10 protein-coding genes are annotated in these 15653 nt (G+C 71.4%); 4 read left to right on the top strand and 6 right to left on the bottom strand.

The features are described from left to right. Window positions 1-237: 237 nt before the first annotated feature. From thrC to NM961_RS24145, 4 genes are all read right to left on the bottom strand, one after another. Window positions 238-1530 (bottom strand): threonine synthase, encoded by a 1293-nt coding sequence (gene thrC, locus NM961_RS07940; protein ID WP_255913858.1) that lies wholly within the window; start codon window positions 1528-1530, stop codon window positions 238-240. Continuing rightward, window positions 1530-2453, bottom strand: coding sequence for a homoserine kinase (locus NM961_RS07945; RefSeq protein WP_255913517.1), 924 nt, complete (start codon window positions 2451-2453; stop codon window positions 1530-1532). Before NM961_RS07945 ends, thrC begins: the two co-directional genes overlap by 1 nt. Before the next feature lies 1 nt (window position 2454). Beyond that, complete coding sequence (gene thrA / locus NM961_RS07950; RefSeq protein ID WP_255913518.1) at window positions 2455-4968, bottom strand: bifunctional aspartate kinase/homoserine dehydrogenase I; 2514 nt, start codon at window positions 4966-4968, stop codon at window positions 2455-2457. Between the two features lie 328 nt (window positions 4969-5296). Next, entirely contained in the window at window positions 5297-6382 is a 1086-nt protein-coding gene (locus NM961_RS24145; RefSeq protein WP_255913520.1) for a ribonuclease D, read from the bottom strand. A 97-nt stretch (window positions 6383-6479) separates the two neighbouring features. Here NM961_RS24145 and NM961_RS07960 point away from each other — a divergent pair, with 97 nt between their 5' ends. The 4 genes from NM961_RS07960 to NM961_RS07975 all read left to right on the top strand — a co-directional run bounded on the left by NM961_RS07960 (window position 6480) and on the right by NM961_RS07975 (window position 10349). Continuing rightward, window positions 6480-8399, top strand: a complete 1920-nt coding sequence (locus NM961_RS07960; protein ID WP_255913522.1) for a formylglycine-generating enzyme family protein — start codon at window positions 6480-6482, stop codon at window positions 8397-8399. Between the two features lie 259 nt (window positions 8400-8658). After that, on the top strand, window positions 8659-9321 hold the full coding sequence (locus NM961_RS07965) for a L,D-transpeptidase family protein (RefSeq protein ID WP_255913523.1): 663 nt from the start codon (window positions 8659-8661) through the stop codon (window positions 9319-9321). A gap of 7 nt (window positions 9322-9328) precedes the next feature. Next, window positions 9329-9691, top strand: coding sequence for an MmcQ/YjbR family DNA-binding protein (locus tag NM961_RS07970; RefSeq protein WP_255913524.1), 363 nt, complete (start codon window positions 9329-9331; stop codon window positions 9689-9691). A 64-nt stretch (window positions 9692-9755) separates the two neighbouring features. Continuing rightward, a complete protein-coding gene (locus tag NM961_RS07975; protein WP_255913526.1) occupies window positions 9756-10349 on the top strand; it encodes a class I SAM-dependent DNA methyltransferase in 594 nt (197 codons plus the stop codon). Window positions 10350-10612: 263 nt separating this feature from the next. On the opposite strand, the gene NM961_RS07980 is transcribed toward NM961_RS07975, so the two are convergent. Next, window positions 10613-12550: an LVIVD repeat-containing protein gene (locus NM961_RS07980; RefSeq protein WP_255913527.1), complete on the bottom strand. Its 1938-nt coding sequence runs from the start codon at window positions 12548-12550 to the stop codon at window positions 10613-10615. A 306-nt stretch (window positions 12551-12856) separates the two neighbouring features. Then, on the bottom strand, window positions 12857-15520 hold the full coding sequence (locus NM961_RS07985) for a winged helix-turn-helix domain-containing protein (protein WP_255913529.1): 2664 nt from the start codon (window positions 15518-15520) through the stop codon (window positions 12857-12859). Window positions 15521-15653 lie beyond the last annotated feature (133 nt).

Genomic DNA, 15653 nt, shown 5'->3' on the forward strand with positions numbered 1-15653 from the left:
AATGTTGAACTCGCGCCGAAAAACCTGATGTTGCGCTGGAGGCCGGCGTCGCCCCTCACCCAACCCTCTCCCCCAGGCGCGTGAACGCGCTTGGGGGAGAGGGCTTTTCCTGGTGCATCGGCGGGGCGAGGGCGATTGGGAACGGTTGTGGCATGTTTGCGCAGCTGTCTTCGCGCTGCGGCTGCGGATTGGTGCGGCAGCCGTGCAGCGTGGCTGCGATTCTCCGCCATCGTCGGCTCACATCCGCTGCAGTTCTCCCGCAAACGCCGCATAGTCCGCCGCCAGCGGTTCGGCCCGGGCCGGGCGTTGCAGCAGTTCGGCCAGGGCCGGCGGCACGTCCACAGTGCGGCCGATCAGCGGTTCGACGATGCTTTCAAACTTGGCAGGATGCGCCGTCGCCACTGCGCACCAGTCGCCATCGCGGCCTTCGCCACGCAGCGTTTCCAGCACATGTACCGCGGTAGCGGTATGCGGGCAGAACACTTCGCCGTGATCGCGGCAGCGGCGGGCGATGGTGGCGCGGATGGCGGCATCGTCCACGCGCACGGCGCGGAAGGCGCTGCGCAGCGCGGCGGCGTCCGGATACAGCCAGCGCAGACGCTCGAAATTGCTGGGCGCGCCCACGTCCATGGCATTGGCCAGGGTCGCCACGCTGGCGCGCGGCGTGTAGTCGGCGCCGGCGAAGAACTGCGGCAGCACGTCGTTGGCATTGGTGGCGAGCACGATTTCGCCCAGCGGCAGGCCCAGCGCGCGCGCCAGAACCGCGGCGAAGGCGTTGCCGAGATTGCCTGTCGGTATGACGAAGTTCAGCACCTCGCCGTGGCGGCGCCAGTGCTGCAAGGACGCCGCGGCGTAATAGCTCATCTGCGGCAGCAGCCGGCCCAGGCTGATGCTGTTGGCGGAACTCAGCGGCACGGCCTGCTGCAGCGTGGCATCGTTCAGCGCCTGCTTGACCAGGGCCTGGCAGTCGTCGAAGGAGCCGGCCACGCGGTAACTGTGGATATTGCCGCCGAAGCAGCCGAGCTGGTGCGCCTGGCGCGGCGATACGCGGCCGTCGGGATAGAGCACGGCCACACGCAGCCCGGGCTGACGATGGAACGCCGCTGCGACGGCGGCGCCGGTGTCGCCGGACGTGGCTACGACGATGGTCAGCGGCTGCTGCCGTGCGCGCTGCAGGCGGCTGAGGCAGGCGGCGAGGAAGCGCGCGCCGAAATCCTTGAACGCGGCGGTAGGGCCGTGCACCAGTTCCAGCACGGAGTCCCGCGGCGTGGCCAGTGCGCGCAGCGGTGCGGGGAAGTCGAAGGCTTCGGCGCAGATGGCATCCAGCTCGGCCTCCAGCGCGTCGCCGGCGAAGAACGGCTGCAGCAGGCGTGCGGCAATGGCGGGCAGGGTGTCGCGGCCGGCGAAGTCTTCGGGTTTCAGCGCCGGCAGGTTCTGCGGCACGTACAGGCCGCCGTCGGGCGCGAGACCGGCGGCTATCGCGGCGCTGAGCCCGGCGGGTGGCGCCTTGCCGCGGGTGCTGACGAAGATCATGCGAGCACCTCGGCCGCGGGTCCGGCCACCGGAGACAGGAAGGCCTGGCTGGAAAAGCCGGCGGCGGCGAAGGCGGCCTGCATGGCCGGTGCGGCGCGGCTTGCGCTGGCGGCGTCCTCGAACCAGGCGAATACGCTGGGGCCGGCGCCGGAAATGCTCGCGCCCAGCGCGGCGTGATCCAGCGCGGCCTGCTTGACCGCGGCAAAGCCCGCGATCAGCGGCGCGCGGCGCGGTTCCACCAGCACGTCGCTGAGGCCGGCGCGCACCAGGGCCGCATCGCCGCGCCAGCAGCCGGCCAGCACCAGACTGAGGTTGGCGCTCTGCGCGACGAATTCCTTCAGTTCGTAGGCGCCCTGCAAAGCAGCGCGGGCGCGGCGGGTTTCCAGCACCGCATCCGGATGCACCAGTACGCAGGTCCATTGCGGGGGCACCGGCACGGCGACGACGTGGTCGGCCGTGGCCAGGACCAGGCCGCCCAGCAGCATGGGGCCTACGTTATCGCCGTGGCGGCCGCCGCTGGCGACGGCTTCGCCGGTCATGGCATGCGGATACAACTGCGCAGGCGACAGCGGCGCATCGAGCAGCGCATTGGCCGCGACCAGCGCGGCGACGCAGGAAGCGGCCGAGCCGCCCATGCCCGAGCCCAGCGCAATGCCCTTGTCCAGTTCGATCTCGAAGCCGTAGGGCAGGGCGAGCGCCTCGCGCAGCGCGATCAGCGCGGCGCCGGCGGTATTGGCTTCGGCCTGCAGCGGCAGGTCCACGGTGCTGCCGCGGATCGCGGCGATGCGCACCGTGGGCTCGGTGATGCGCCGCACTGTGGCGCGGTCTCCGGCGCCGGCGATGGAATGGCCGAGGATGTCGAAACCCACGCCGATATTGCCGACCGAGGCCGGCGAGAAAGCAGTAGCCTCATGCTTCATGTCAGATGCGCGCTCCCAGCGTGGCGGCGACGCGCAGCAGATCGGCAAAGACCCCGGCGGCAGTGACTTCGGGCCCGGCGCCGGGGCCTTGCACCACGAGTGGATTGTTGCAATAGCGTCTTGTGGAGAATTGCACGATGTTGTCCGTTTCGCGCAGATGGGCGAAGGCGTGTTCGCGGCCCAGTTCGACCAGGCCCACGCTGGCGCGGCCGTCGCGGTCGAGCTGCGCAACGTAGCGCAGCACCTTGCCGGACGCGGCGGCGGCGGCGTGGCGCGCGGCGAAGGCGGTGTCGAGTTCGCCCAGGCGCTGCATGAATTCCTCCGGCGCGGCGGCGCGCAGGGATTCGGGCACCAGGCTTTCCACGCGCACATCGGCCAGCGACAGTTCGCGGCCGGCCTCGCGCGCGAGGATGACCAGCTTGCGCGCCACGTCGGTGCCGGAGAGATCGTCGCGCGGATCCGGCTCGGTATAGCCCAGGCCGTGCGCCTCGCGCACCAGGGCCGAGAACGCGGCCGAGCCGTCGTAGCGGTTGAACAGCCAGGCCAGCGTGCCGGAGAAAATGCCTTCCACCGCGCTCAGTTCGTCGCCGGTGTCGAGCAGGTCGCGCAGGGTGCCGACCACCGGCAGGCCGGCGCCGACGGTGGCCTCGTAGCGGAAGCGCGCGCCGCTCGCGGCGGCGGCCTGGCGGATCGCGCGGTAGCGTTCCAGCGGGCCGGCGCCGGCCTGCTTGTTCGGCGTGATGACGTGAATGCCGGCGGCGAGCCAGCCGGCATAGCGCTCGGCCACGCGGTCGCTCGCACTGCAGTCGATGATGACGGTATGCGGCAGATGGGCCGATTGCAGGTGCGCGGTGAAGCGGTCGAGATCGGTGGCTTCGGCCGAAGCCTGCAGGCGTGCCTGCCAGCCGGCGGTGTCGCCGCGCTCGTCCAGCCACATCTGGCCGCGCGCGGCGACGGCGCGCAGGCGCAGGTCCAGGTTGGCTTCGCGCTTGAGGCGCGCCTGCGCCGCATGCAGCTGGTCGAGCAAGGCGCCGCCGACCTTGCCCGGGCCGATCAGGCCGACCGAGATGGTCTGCGCCGACAGCCAGAAGCCCGCGTGCGCGGCGCGCAGGGCCTTGTCCGCATCGGCGCTGGCGACGGCGACGGAGATATTGCGTTCGGACGCGCCCTGGGCGATGGCGCGGATGTTCACCTGCGCCCGCGCCAGCGATCCGAACAGGCGCGCGGCCACGCCGGGCGTGCCGGCCATGCCGTCGCCGACCGCGGCCAGCACGCTGATGTCGCGGATCAGCTGCACGTTCTGCACCTGGGCGTTGGCCAGTTCGCGCGCGAACGCGGCCTGCACCGCGCGCCGGCCGATCTCGGCCTCGGCTTCGCGCACCACGCAGCAGATGGAGTGTTCGGAGGAACCCTGCGAGATCATCACCACCGATACGCGCGCATCGCGCAGCGCGGCGAATACGCGCTCGGCCGTGCCCGGTACGCCGATCATGCCGGCGCCTTCGAGATTGAGCAGGGCCAGCCCCGGCGACAGGGTCAGGCCCTTGACCGGGCCGGCCTCGTCGCCGGCCGCGGCGATGCGCGTGCCCGGGTGTTCCGGCCGGAAGCTGTTGCGGATCAGGATGGGCAGGCCGCGGCTGATGGCCGGCGTCATGGTCTGCGGATGCACGACCTTTGCGCCGAAATAGGCCAGTTCGCAGGCTTCGTGATAGGACAGCGCGGCCAGCGGCACGGCGTCGGGCACCAGCCGCGGATCGGCCGAGAGCACGCCGTCGACGTCGGTCCAGATGTGCAGCTCCTGCGCCTGGAACAGCGCGGCGAAGATGGCGCCGGAATAGTCGCTGCCGTTGCGGCCCAGGGTGGTGATGCGGTTGGCGCCGTCGCGCGCGACGAAGCCGGTGATGATGATGCGCGGCGCCGGATGGCGTTCGCGCCAGCGCGCCAGGCGTTCCTCGCTGGCCGGCCAGTCCACCGCGACGCCGAGGTCGCCGTGGTTGACCACCAGCACCTCGCGCGCGTCGAGCATGGCCACGTCCTCGCCCAGGGCGGCGAGATGGGCCGACAGCAGCCGTGCCGAATACACCTCGCCCAGGCCCTGTACGCGCTCCAGCGCCTCGCGCGTGGGCGTGCCGAGTACGGACAGGGCGTGGAGCAGTTCGGCCAGTTCGTCGAACTGCGCGCGCAGCCAGTCCTGTACGGGAGCGGCATCGGCCTGGAGCAGATCGGCGGCGGTGTCCAGATGGCGCCCGCGCAGGGCTTCCCAGGGCGTGCGCCAGTCGCGGCCGTCGGCGGCACTGTGGGCCAGGCCGATCAGCGCGTCGGTGACGCCCTTCATGGCCGAGACCACGCTGGCCTGCACGGCCTCGTCGCGGGCGCGCAGCAGGCCGGCCACATGGCGGTAGCGCGCCGCGTCGGCGACGGACGAGCCGCCGAATTTATGCGCAATGATGGACAAGGGCGCCGCCGCCAGTGCGGCGGCCCCGGACTCCTGAACCTGTACAGCGGACGAACTCATGCTGCCTCCGTTGAGAGGCCCCGCCGTCACAGGGATCCGGGTTCTGGCCCGCATCCGTGTTCGGGTGCGGGGCCGTTTGCGTATGAACCTATTCGCGCACGACTCGCCGCACCACGGTAGTGGTGGTGGTAATGGTACCGCCGCCAATGGACGCTGCCGCCGCAAGGGCGGTCGCGTTCAGTTCACTGTGCGGGGTCGTGGACATGCGGGCCAGTGGAGCGGATGCGGCCCCGTGCTGTCAAGGGCGCAGATGGCATAACGTCCGGGCCGCGCCGGCACAGGGTCGGCGCGGCTGTGTTTCAAAGTGGAACTGTTGAAAGTGCGGCAGTCAGAGCAGCGTTGCCAGACGCGGATAAAGCACCTCGCGGCGCCAGCCTTCCAGCGCCTCGGGCCACTGGCCGTCGAAGACGTAGGCTTCGAGGTGGCGGCGGGCGCAGAGCAGGCCGTCGGGAATGTCCAGTTCGGCGGCGATGGCGACCACGGCTTCCTTCATTGCGGCGATGGTGCGCTTCTGCGCCGGGCTGGGCAGCGGGAAGATCGGCGCGAAGTCCATTTCCTCGGGCAGCAGCGGCGTGGCCAGCTGCAGGAACAATTCCTCGCGCTGCGGCCCGCGCAGGGCGCGCAGGCCCTTGGCGCGCTGGAACAGCTCGTCGGTATCGTGCGGCGGACGCAGCACGAATTCGGCGATATGCGCATCGTCGATCAGCCAGGGGCGCGGCTTGTCGATCTGGCGCGCGGTGGCTTCGCGCCACAGCAGCACGCGGCGCAGCAGGGCCTGCTGCGGGCGGCTCCATTCGGCGGCGCTCTTGAAGCTGCGCTGGGGCTGCGGGTCGCCGTCGCGGCTGCGCGCCTTGGCCAGCAGGCGCTGGCAGTCCTGCGCATGCCAGTCGCTGCGGCCGCGGGCGCGCAGGCGCGCATCGAGTTCGGCGTGGATGGCGGCGAGGTGGATCACGTCCTGGGCGGCGTAGTCCAGCTGCTCGGCGCTCAAGGGGCGGCGCAGCCAGTCCGAGCGGGTTTCCGCCTTGGGCAGATCCACGCCGGCGATGGCGGCGACCAGTTTCTGGTAGCTCAGTCCGGCGCCGTAGCCGCACAGCGCGGCGGCGATCTGGGTGTCGAAGAGCTGGCCCAGGCCGCCGGGTACGGCCTCGGCCAGGGCTTCGAGGTCTTCGCTGGCGCTGTGCATGACGCAGAGCGTGGCCGGATCGGCCAGGCGCGGCGCCAGGGCGCCTATGCCGCCCAGGGCGAGCGGGTCGAGCAGGGCGATCTCGCCTTCCAGGTTGACCTGTACCAGGGCCAGGCGCGGATAGAAAGTGTCTATGCGCATGAACTCGGTGTCCAGGCCGACCAGGCGGGCGGCGGGGTGGCGGTTGAGCAGCTCGGCGGCGGCTTCAGGCTGCGCTATCCATTGGTGCACGCAATACTCCGGGCAGGGCGCGCGGGGCGCGCGCGGTTGTCAGGTCAAACGCATTAGCCTAAGGTCAGTCGCCCCTGCTGTCACACTGAAAGCGCGCATGGCTGGTCCTGAAAAAGTCCGCAAGCAGACCACCTGGGGTGGGGCAGCGGGTATCGCCTTGCTGGGCTTCGCGCTGGTTTACCGCTTTTTTCCCGAAGTGATCCACGTTTCCCCGGGCGAGCGCCCGGCCGGCCTGCCGGTGCGCACCAGCGCGCCGCCGCCGCCGATCAATGTGCGCGGCGCGGCGCCGGCGGTGGTCGAATTCGGCCCGCCGCGCGAACTGGCCGGCGTGGCCGAGGCCCTGCCCGAGGCGCCGCCCGAACCCGAAGTGCCGGCCAGCGAGAAGATTGCCGGCCTGCTCAAGCAGGCCGACGAGGCGCTGGCCCGCGGCCAGTTGTTCGAGCCGGCCGAAGGCAGCGCCCTGCTGCTGTACCGCGAGGCACTGGACGAGGACAAGGGCAACCGCCGCGCGCGCAGCGGCCTGGCCGCGGTGCAGGACCAGTTGCTGGGCGACATCGGCGCGCGCCTGGACGGCGGCGACACGGACGAGGCCGAGCGCATGCTGGCCGCGCTGGAAAAACTGCCGCACGAGGCCAACCGTTTCGCCGAATTGCGCGCACGGGTGAAGCTCGCGCGCCAGGTCGAGCCGCTGCTGGCCCAGGCTGCCGAACTGCTGCGCGAAGGCAAGGGGCTGGAGCCGCCGGGCAACAGTGCGCTGGATGTCTACCGCCGCGTGCGCGAACTGGATCCGGCCAATGTGCTGGCGCAACAGGGCCTGGAGCAGATCCAGCGCGGCGTGCTCGAACGCGCCCTGGCCGCGGTGGCGCGGGACGATTTCCTCGCCGCCGACGCCATCCTGGCCCAGGCCGCGACCATAGCGCCGGGTTCGCAGCAGCTGCTGGACACGCGCACGCGCACCGAGGGCGTGCGCCGCCAGCGTGCCGAGACCGTGCTGGCCCAGGCCCAGTCGGCGCTGGATTCGGGCAATGCCGACCTGGCCGAGCGCCTGGCCGCGCAGGCCCAGGGCATCAGCGCCGATCTGCCCGGCGTGGACGAATTCCAGGACCGCCTGCGCAACGCGCGCCTGTACGCCAGCCTGCGCCCGGGCCAGCTGGTCAGCGATCCCTTCCTCGATCGCGCCGGCTCGGCGCCGGCGCTGCTGGTCGTGCCCACCGGCCGTTTCCTCATGGGCTCGCCCGATGCCGAGGAAGGCCACCGCAGTTCCGAAGGACCGCAGCGTGAGGTGGTGATCGACAGCGGTTTCGCCCTGGGCCGCAGCGAGGTCACGGTGGCCGAGTTCCGCGAGTTCATCCGCGCCAGCGGCTACCGCACCACGGCCGAGATCGAAGGCACCTCCAGTGTCTACGACGAGAATTCCGGCCGCATGGGCGACGGCCGCGGCGTGACCTGGCAGGACGACTACCGCGGCCGCCGCGCCGCCGACGACCTGCCGGTAGTGCATGTGAGCTGGGACGATGCCAGCGCCTACCTGGCCTGGCTGGGCGAACGCAGCGGCAAACGCTATCGCCTGCCGTCCGAAGCCGAATTCGAATACGCCCTGCGCGCCGGCTCGGTCACGCGCTTTCCCTGGGGCGACGGCGATCCGCCGCGGGTACTGGGCAATTACACCGGCACCGGCGACCGCTCGCCGGCCCACCGCACCTGGCGCAAGGCCTTCGCGCGCTATTCCGACGATCACTGGGGCCCGGCGCCGGTGCGCACCTTCCCGGCCAATCCGCTGGGCTTCTTCGACCTGGACGGCAATGTGTCGGAATGGGTGCAGGACTGCTGGCATGACAACTACATCCGCGCGCCGCGCGACAGCCGCGCCTGGGTCAATGCCGGCTGCGAGCGTCATGTGGTGCGCGGCGGTTCCTGGGGCAGCGATCCGGACCAGGTGCGCTCGGCCTTCCGCCTGTCCGCGCTGAGCACCACGCGCAGCGGTCGCGTAGGCTTCCGCGTAGCGCGGGATCTGTAGGCGTGCGGCAGGTGCCGCCACGCCGCCCGGGCCGGTTCCGCTTCGCCGACCTTCGCCGCGGCGCCGGCAGCGCCAGTCCGAATCCCGAATTCCCAATCCCGCATCCCGCCCCCGCAACCCCGCGCCGCCGCCCCTGTCGATACACCCTGCCTTCCGCCGCTACCGGACGCCGAACATGCTGCGCTGGACGCTTTTCCTGCTTGCCGCCTGTGCGGCGGCCATGGCTCCGTGGGCCTGGAGCAAATCGGGCAGAACCCTCGTGAATGCCGTGGAAGGCGGCGGCAGTCGCGCGCAGCAGGCCGCGGCCCGCGTGAGGCCGGCGCTGCAGCGCGATCTGGCCGCACTGGGCCTGGAATACGGCGGCGCCGTGTTCATGCGCATCTTCAAGCGCGAGGCCGAACTGGAACTGTGGCTGGCCGGCAAGGACGGCCGCTACCAGCTGTTCCGCACCTATCCGATCTGCACCTTCTCCGGCGGGCTGGGCCCCAAGCGGCGCCAGGGCGACCGCCAGGCGCCGGAAGGTTTCTACCGCGTGGGCCTGGGCCAGCTCAATCCGGCCAGCAGCTACCACCTGTCCTTCAACCTGGGCTATCCCAACGCCTACGAGCGCGCCAACGGCTATACCGGCGACTTCCTCATGGTCCACGGCAGCTGCGTTTCCATCGGCTGCTACGCCATGGGCGATGCGGCGATCGAGGAGATCTACACCCTGGCCGAGGCCGCCCTGCGCCAGGGCCAGGCGGCGTTCGAGGTGCATGCTTTTCCGTTCCGCCTGGATGATGCCGCGCTCGCTGCGGCGCGGGCCTCGCCCTGGTTCGATTTCTGGTCCGAGCTGAAGCCCGGTTACGATGCGTTCGAGCGCGAGCGCCAGCCGCCGCGCGTGCGGGTGGAAAACAAGCGCTATCGGATCGGCGAGGGGTAGGCAGGCGATGACGACACTGGAAGCCGAGCAACTGGCCGCGATCTGCGCCGACTGGCCCGGCGTGAGCACCACGCTGAAATGGGAAGTGGACCTGGTCTACAACGTGGCCGGCAAGATGTTCGCCGTCTACTGCACCCTGGGCGTGGAACGCGGCCGGGTCTCCTTCAAGGTGGATGCGGACAAGTTCCTGGAACTGGCCGAGCATCCCGGCTTCATGCCGGCGCCGTACATGGCGCGGGCGTTCTGGGTCACCCTGACCGATCCGGCCCAGCTCGCCCCGGGCGAACTGGAGGCCTATCTGCGCCGCTCCTACGAGCTGGTGGTGGAGAAGCTGCCGGAAAAGGCGCAGCAGTCGCTGCAGCCGCGCTGACATCCTTCGCCACGCTGTCCGCGTGCCGGCTGTGCCGGCGCGGCAGCCCCACTTTCCGGTGCGCATGAAAATCTACGACAAGGCCTATTTCGACAAGTGGTACCGCGACGGCCGGCACCGCGTGATTTCCTCTGGCGTGCTCGCGCGCAAGGCCGCGCTGGCGGTGGGCCTGGCCGAGTACTACCTGGGCCGGCCCATCCGCAACGTGCTCGACGTGGGCTGCGGCGAAGGCGCCTGGTACAAGCCGCTGCGCGCGCTGCGGCCGCAGGCGAGCTACCTCGGCCTGGATTCCAGCGAATACGCCATCGCCCGCTGGGGCCGCCAGCGCAACCTGCGCCTGGCCAGCTTCGGCGACCTGGGCCAGCTGCGCCTGGGCGAGCGCTACGACCTCATCATCTGCGCCGACGTAATGCACTACCTGCGCGCGCCGGAGCTGCGCCGCGGCCTGGACGGCATCGTCGATCAGCTCGAAGGCCTGGCCTATCTGGAGGTGTATACGACGGCCGACCGCCTCGACGGCGACATGGTCGGTTTCCAGCGCCGCACGCCGCGCTGGTACCGCCAGGTGTTTGCCGAGGCCGGGCTGCTGTCGGTGGGCTCGCAGGGCTGGGTGGGCCCGCGCCAGGCGCCATGGATCACGGCGATGGAAGCGGGCTAGCCGGCCGGCGTCCGCAGGCGGCGAAGCGCTCCGGAAACGAAGCGGGCAGACCGGCCGCGCAAGCGCGCCCGTGACTGCCTCGTGCCCGCAGCTGCCCGGCGAAGACGTCCGGAAAACGAACGTCACGCCGCGCGAGGGAAGCGCGGCGTGACGTCCCGGGGTGTGCCGCACCGGGGGGTAGGGGAGGAAAGCGGCACACCTCAGCCCGGACGCGAAACCGTGGTGCGGCGTCGCGGCGTCCTGCGATCAATTTTCCGCGCCGCTCATTCCATGCCGTCGGCGAACAGGCGGTCGACTTCGTAGACGTACACGCCGCCGACCGTGGTCATGGCGTAGACGCGCGCATCGCTGCCGACCTGCAGGCGCATCACGCCGGCGGCCTGGTCCCAGTGCTGCAGCAGCTGCGGCTGGGCCGGGTCGGCGAAGCTGACTTCTTCCAGGCGGCCGTATTGGGCGCCGATATAGGCGCGGTCGCCGTGCAGGGCCACGGAATAGGTATCGGCGGCGTAACTGCCCAGCAGCACCGGTGCCGCCGGGTTGCTCACGTCGAGCAGCTGGGCCTTGTCGCCGCAGGCCAGCAGCAGGCGCCGGCCATTCGGCGCCAGGGCCAGGTCGCGGGTGCTGCCGCAGCCGTCGAAGTGGGACAGCAGCTGCGGCGCCGCCGGCTTGGACACATCCAGGATGTACAGCCCGGCGCCGGTATTGCCCATCTGCGCCTCGTCGGCGACGTAGAGATAGTTGCCGTGCAGGGCCAGGCGCATGAGCTTGCTGGTTTCCATCGACGCCAGCGGTTGCGGGTTGGCCGGATCGGTCACGTCCAGCACCACCAGCTCGCCGCCGTTGGTGGTCCGGCCGACGTAGGCGTAGTTGCCCGCCGCGGCGATCGCGGTGGCGAAGGGATATTCCCAGTAGCCGGTCTGCACCGGTTGGCGCGGGTTGCTGATATCGGCGATGACCAGGCCGCTGCCCCAGCTGGTCAGGTAGGCGCGGTCGCCGTCCAGGGCCAGCTGTTCAAAGGCGCGGCCCTGAATCGAAAGCTCCAGGTCGGCGACCATGCGGCCCAGCGGGGCCAGGTCGGCGCGTTCGGCCACGCCCAGGCCGTAGGCACTGCCCAGCATCAGGGCGGTATCGCCGCGGATGGCGATGTCGTAGGTCATGGCGCCGCCCGGCAACAGGGCTTCGCCGCGCAGGGTGGGCGTGGCCGGCTGGGTCGCGTCCAGGCGCACCAGGCGGTCGGCCAGGGTGGCGAGGAAAGCGTCGTCGCCCAGTACTTTGGTGGCGATGGTGGCGAAGCTGTCGATATCGGCATGGCCGGCTTCGGCCGGCGCATCCGGATTGGTGACGTTCCACACATCGATGCCTTGCAGGCCGACGCTCCAGGCATGGCTGCCCAGGACCAGGCCTTCGTACGCAATGGGCGCGTCCACGCGGCCGCGCTGGGTGATGGCGGCGGGATCGCTGAAATCGGTGACGTTCAGCGCCAGGCCCACGCCGTAGGCATAGGGCGGCTGCACCTTGAGGCGGAAATTGTCGTAGCCGTCCAGCGTGGCCGAGCCCAGCAGCTGCGGCGCCAGCGGCGTGCTCAGGTCGAAGATGTTGAACGAGGTGCTGGACAGGAAATTGCGGCCGGTGGTGTAGAGGCGGTTGCCGTCCACCACGACGTGGTCGTAGTTGCTCCAGCCGGTATACACCTGGCTGAACACCGGCATGGCCGGATTGTTGGCCAGGTTGCTGGCGAACAGGCCGTGTTCGTTGTCCAGCACGTAGAGATAGCCGTTGGCGATGGCGATGTTCTGCGCGTACAGCAGGCTGCCGTTGCTGTACGGGTACTGGCCCAGCAGCTGCGGGTGGTCCCGGTCGGCGATGGAGTAGACCGCCACGCCGGACACGTCCTCGGCATGGGCGCGGTAGCTGGCATACAGATAGTCGCCCTGGCGGGCCAGGCCGTTGAGCAGGCCCTTGGCCGGGCTGGTGCGGGTGTCGCCGGCAAAGCGCAGCGAACCGTCGGCGTTGCGGTCCCACACCGTGAGGGTGGAGCCGGCGGCGAAATAAACCCGGCTCTCGGCGGCGACCGGCGGCACGGCATTGCCGCCGCGGGCGGCGATGAAGGCGGTCGGCGCCGGCGGTGCGGCGGTGGCGGAGGCGACGGCGGCGGCGGCGGCGAGCAGGGACAGGGCGAGAACGGTATGCGGCGCTTTCATGGGTACTCCAGACAAGGATTGCAACCGCCCAAGTGTCGGCAGCACCGTGCGCCGGCGCATTCGTTCGCCATGCGTTTGTCATGCGGATTTGCCTGAGGGCGGCGCTGGCGCCGCGCCGCGGCCGGGCTGCCGGCGGCACAGCCCAGGCCATCGTGGCGGCGGCGAAGTCCTGGTTGTCGCCGGCTGGCACAGCTCGGGTTGCCGCTGGCAATGGTGCCGCTCAGGCCATTGCGGCAGTGATGCCGCTCAGGTCGCCGCGGGGCGGCGGCCCAGCTCGGCTTGTGGTCGGCGGTGCGGCAGCCTGGCTCAGCGCTGGGCCTGGATCAGGCGGCGTTCGCCGGCCAGCTGCAGGGCGCGTTGTTCGGCACTCTGGCGCGCCTCGCTGCGGCCCGGGGCGCTGTTGATCTGCACCAGCACGGTGGCGGCCCGCAAGTCGCGCTCGGACCAGGGCGCGATGCGCGCACTCAGGGCGCGGGCCTGGTCCAGGCGGCCGTCGCGCACCAGCAGGGCGGCATAGGGCTGGATCACTTCGACCACGTCGTCGGGGATGGCGCCGGCGGCGTCGATCAGGCGCAGGGCCTGGTCGAAGCGGGCCAGGGCCGGCTCGTGGCGGTCTTCGGCGGCGTATTGCTCGGCCTGGGCCAGATCGGCATAGGCCTGGCGCCAGGGCGCCGGATGCTGCTTGACCCAGTCGCCCAGGCGGGCGGTTTCCTGCGCCGCCTCGGCCAGCCGGCCGCTGCCGCGCAGGCCGCGCAGCTGCAGCAGCCAGGCCTGGACGTAGCGCACGCTGTCGTTGGCCTGCAGCACCGGCGTCAGCGCGGCCCTGGCCAGGCCGGCACTGGCGGCCGCGTCGCCGCGGGCCGCGGCCAGGCGCGCCTGCAGCAGGGTAGTGCGGGCCAGCGCCGGCGCATCCAGGTTGCTGTCGGCGCCGGCGACGATGGACTGGGCCAGCTGGTCGGCGGCCTCGACCTGGCCGGTTTCCAGCAATGCCTCGGCCCGTACCAGGCTGATCTTCCAGCGCAGGCGCGGATTGGCGCTGTGCTCCTGCGGCGGCCAGCAGCGCGCGATGGTGGCCAGGGCACCCTGGTGATCCAGCAGCAGCTGCTGCACCTCGGCGATGCTGGCGATGCTGAACACGTACTCTTCCTGCGCGCCCAGGCGCTCGAAGCGCGCGGCCACGTCGACCAGCATGGGCAGGGCCGTGGCCGGGCGCAGCCGGCGCACCTCGATCAGGGCCAGGTTCAGGTCCACCTGGGCCGTGCCCAGCGGATTGCCGGCGGTCTCGGTCTCGCCGCGGGCCTGGCCCAGGTCGCTCATGGCCGAGGCGTAGTCCTCGCGCAGGGTGGCGACCAGACCGCGGCCGAGCAGGGCGATGCCCAGCGCATCCGAGGCGGTGCTGCCGTGCAGCAGCTGTATGGCTTCCTCGTAGTAGCGCTCGGCGTCGGCCGGGCGCTCGCGCCGGATGTAGCTGGCGGCCAGGGTGACCAGGGCGCGGCCGCGCAGTTCGGCATCGCGTTCGGGCGGGATCTGGTCCAGCAAATGCAGCAGGCGCTGCTCCACCGCGAGGTAGGCGCCGGCGCGCAGTTCGACATTGGCCTGGCGCAGCACGATCTCCGGCCGCTCGCGCAGGGCCGGGTCGGCGCGGGCGATCAGTTCGCCGGCCAGTTGCAGTTGGTCGGCCAGCATGGCGGCGCGGGTGCGCTGCAGCAGCTCGGTGAGTTCCTGCGGCTTGTCCTCGGGCTGGGCCGGCGGCAGGTGGCCCAGGCGCAGCAGCAGGATGTCGGCGGCTTCGCGCGCGGCGCTGATGGCGTCGTCGGCACGGGTCTCCACCACGAAGCGCCGGCTGCGGTCGCGCGCGTGCAGGCGCAGCAGCCAGCGGCCCTGCTGCTGTTCCACTTCCGGCAGTATGCGCAGGCTGTCGGCGCCGGCCAGGCCGGGCAGGTCCAGCAGGGCCTCGGCCGGGACATCGGCATGCTCGCGCAGCACCGCGACCACGCTTTCACTGGCCGCCGTGGCCAGGTCGCCGCGGCGCAGGCGGCCGGCGATCAGATCCATCAGGCCCAGACGCAGCCATTCCCATTCCGGACCGGTCTTGACCTGGGCCGGCAGCACCAGCGCGGGTGCCGTGAGCAGCGCGGCCGGAACGGCGGCGTCCGGCGCCGCGGTGCGGCGGCTGCCGGCAAGGTGGACGAAGAGCAGCGCTGCCAGCGCGGCGGCGAAGGCGGCAGCAGCCAGCAGGAAGGCGGCCGGACGCTGCCGCGGGGCGGCCGCCGGCGCCGGCGGGTGGAGGGGCGCGGCGGTGGGTACGGATGGATCGGCGACCGGCGGTGCGGCGCCGGCTGCGGCCTCGGACGCCGCGCCCGGAGCGGCTGCGACAGGCGGTGCGGCTACGGCGGCGGGAACCTCCGGTGCTGCAACCGCCGCTGGCGCGGCGGCCGTTGGCGTCGTAACGGGCGCCGCGGCGGCGGCCTTCGGGCCGGGCTGCCCGGCATCCGTCGCCGTTGCAGCGCTGGCTGCCGTTGCCGCCGCCACGGCGTCCGCTGCCGTCGCGGTTGTGCTGCGCACCGCGATCGCAGCCGTGGTTGCGGCGCCCGCTGCCGTTGCCGCGGCAGCCGCGGCGTCCGCCGCAACCGCCTCTGCCTCGCCCGGCATTTCCTCGCGCAGTTCCCCCACCCAGCGGTAGCCGAAGCGCGGCACGGTGCGTATCCACTGCTGTGTCTCGCCGTTGTCGCCGAGGGCGCGGCGCAGGCGCACCAGGGTCTGGCCGAGCAGGCTGTCGGCCACGTCGGCGCGGCCCCAGATCGCCGCCATCAGTTCGTCGCGGCCGACCGCGCGGTCGCGCTGGGCGATCAGATAGACCAATCCGTCGAAGGCGCTGCCGGGCAGCTCAACCCGTTCGGTCCCGCGGCGCAGTTCGCGCGCGGCCGGGTCCAGGTCGAATTCGCCGAAGCGGTAATGCAGATGCGGCATGCGTGCGACGGAATCGGCAGGAATGGGCAGGACGCGAGGAACCGGCGTAACGTCGCATCAGGAACGGCCAGAATAGCCGTTCGAGGCGCGGGCTTCTGTGTCTTGCGGCAGGTCTGCGCAACAGCGCCAGGCG

It is taken from the genome of Tahibacter harae, from assembly GCF_024437735.1.
Taxonomy (GTDB): Bacteria; Pseudomonadota; Gammaproteobacteria; order Xanthomonadales; family Rhodanobacteraceae; genus Tahibacter; species Tahibacter harae.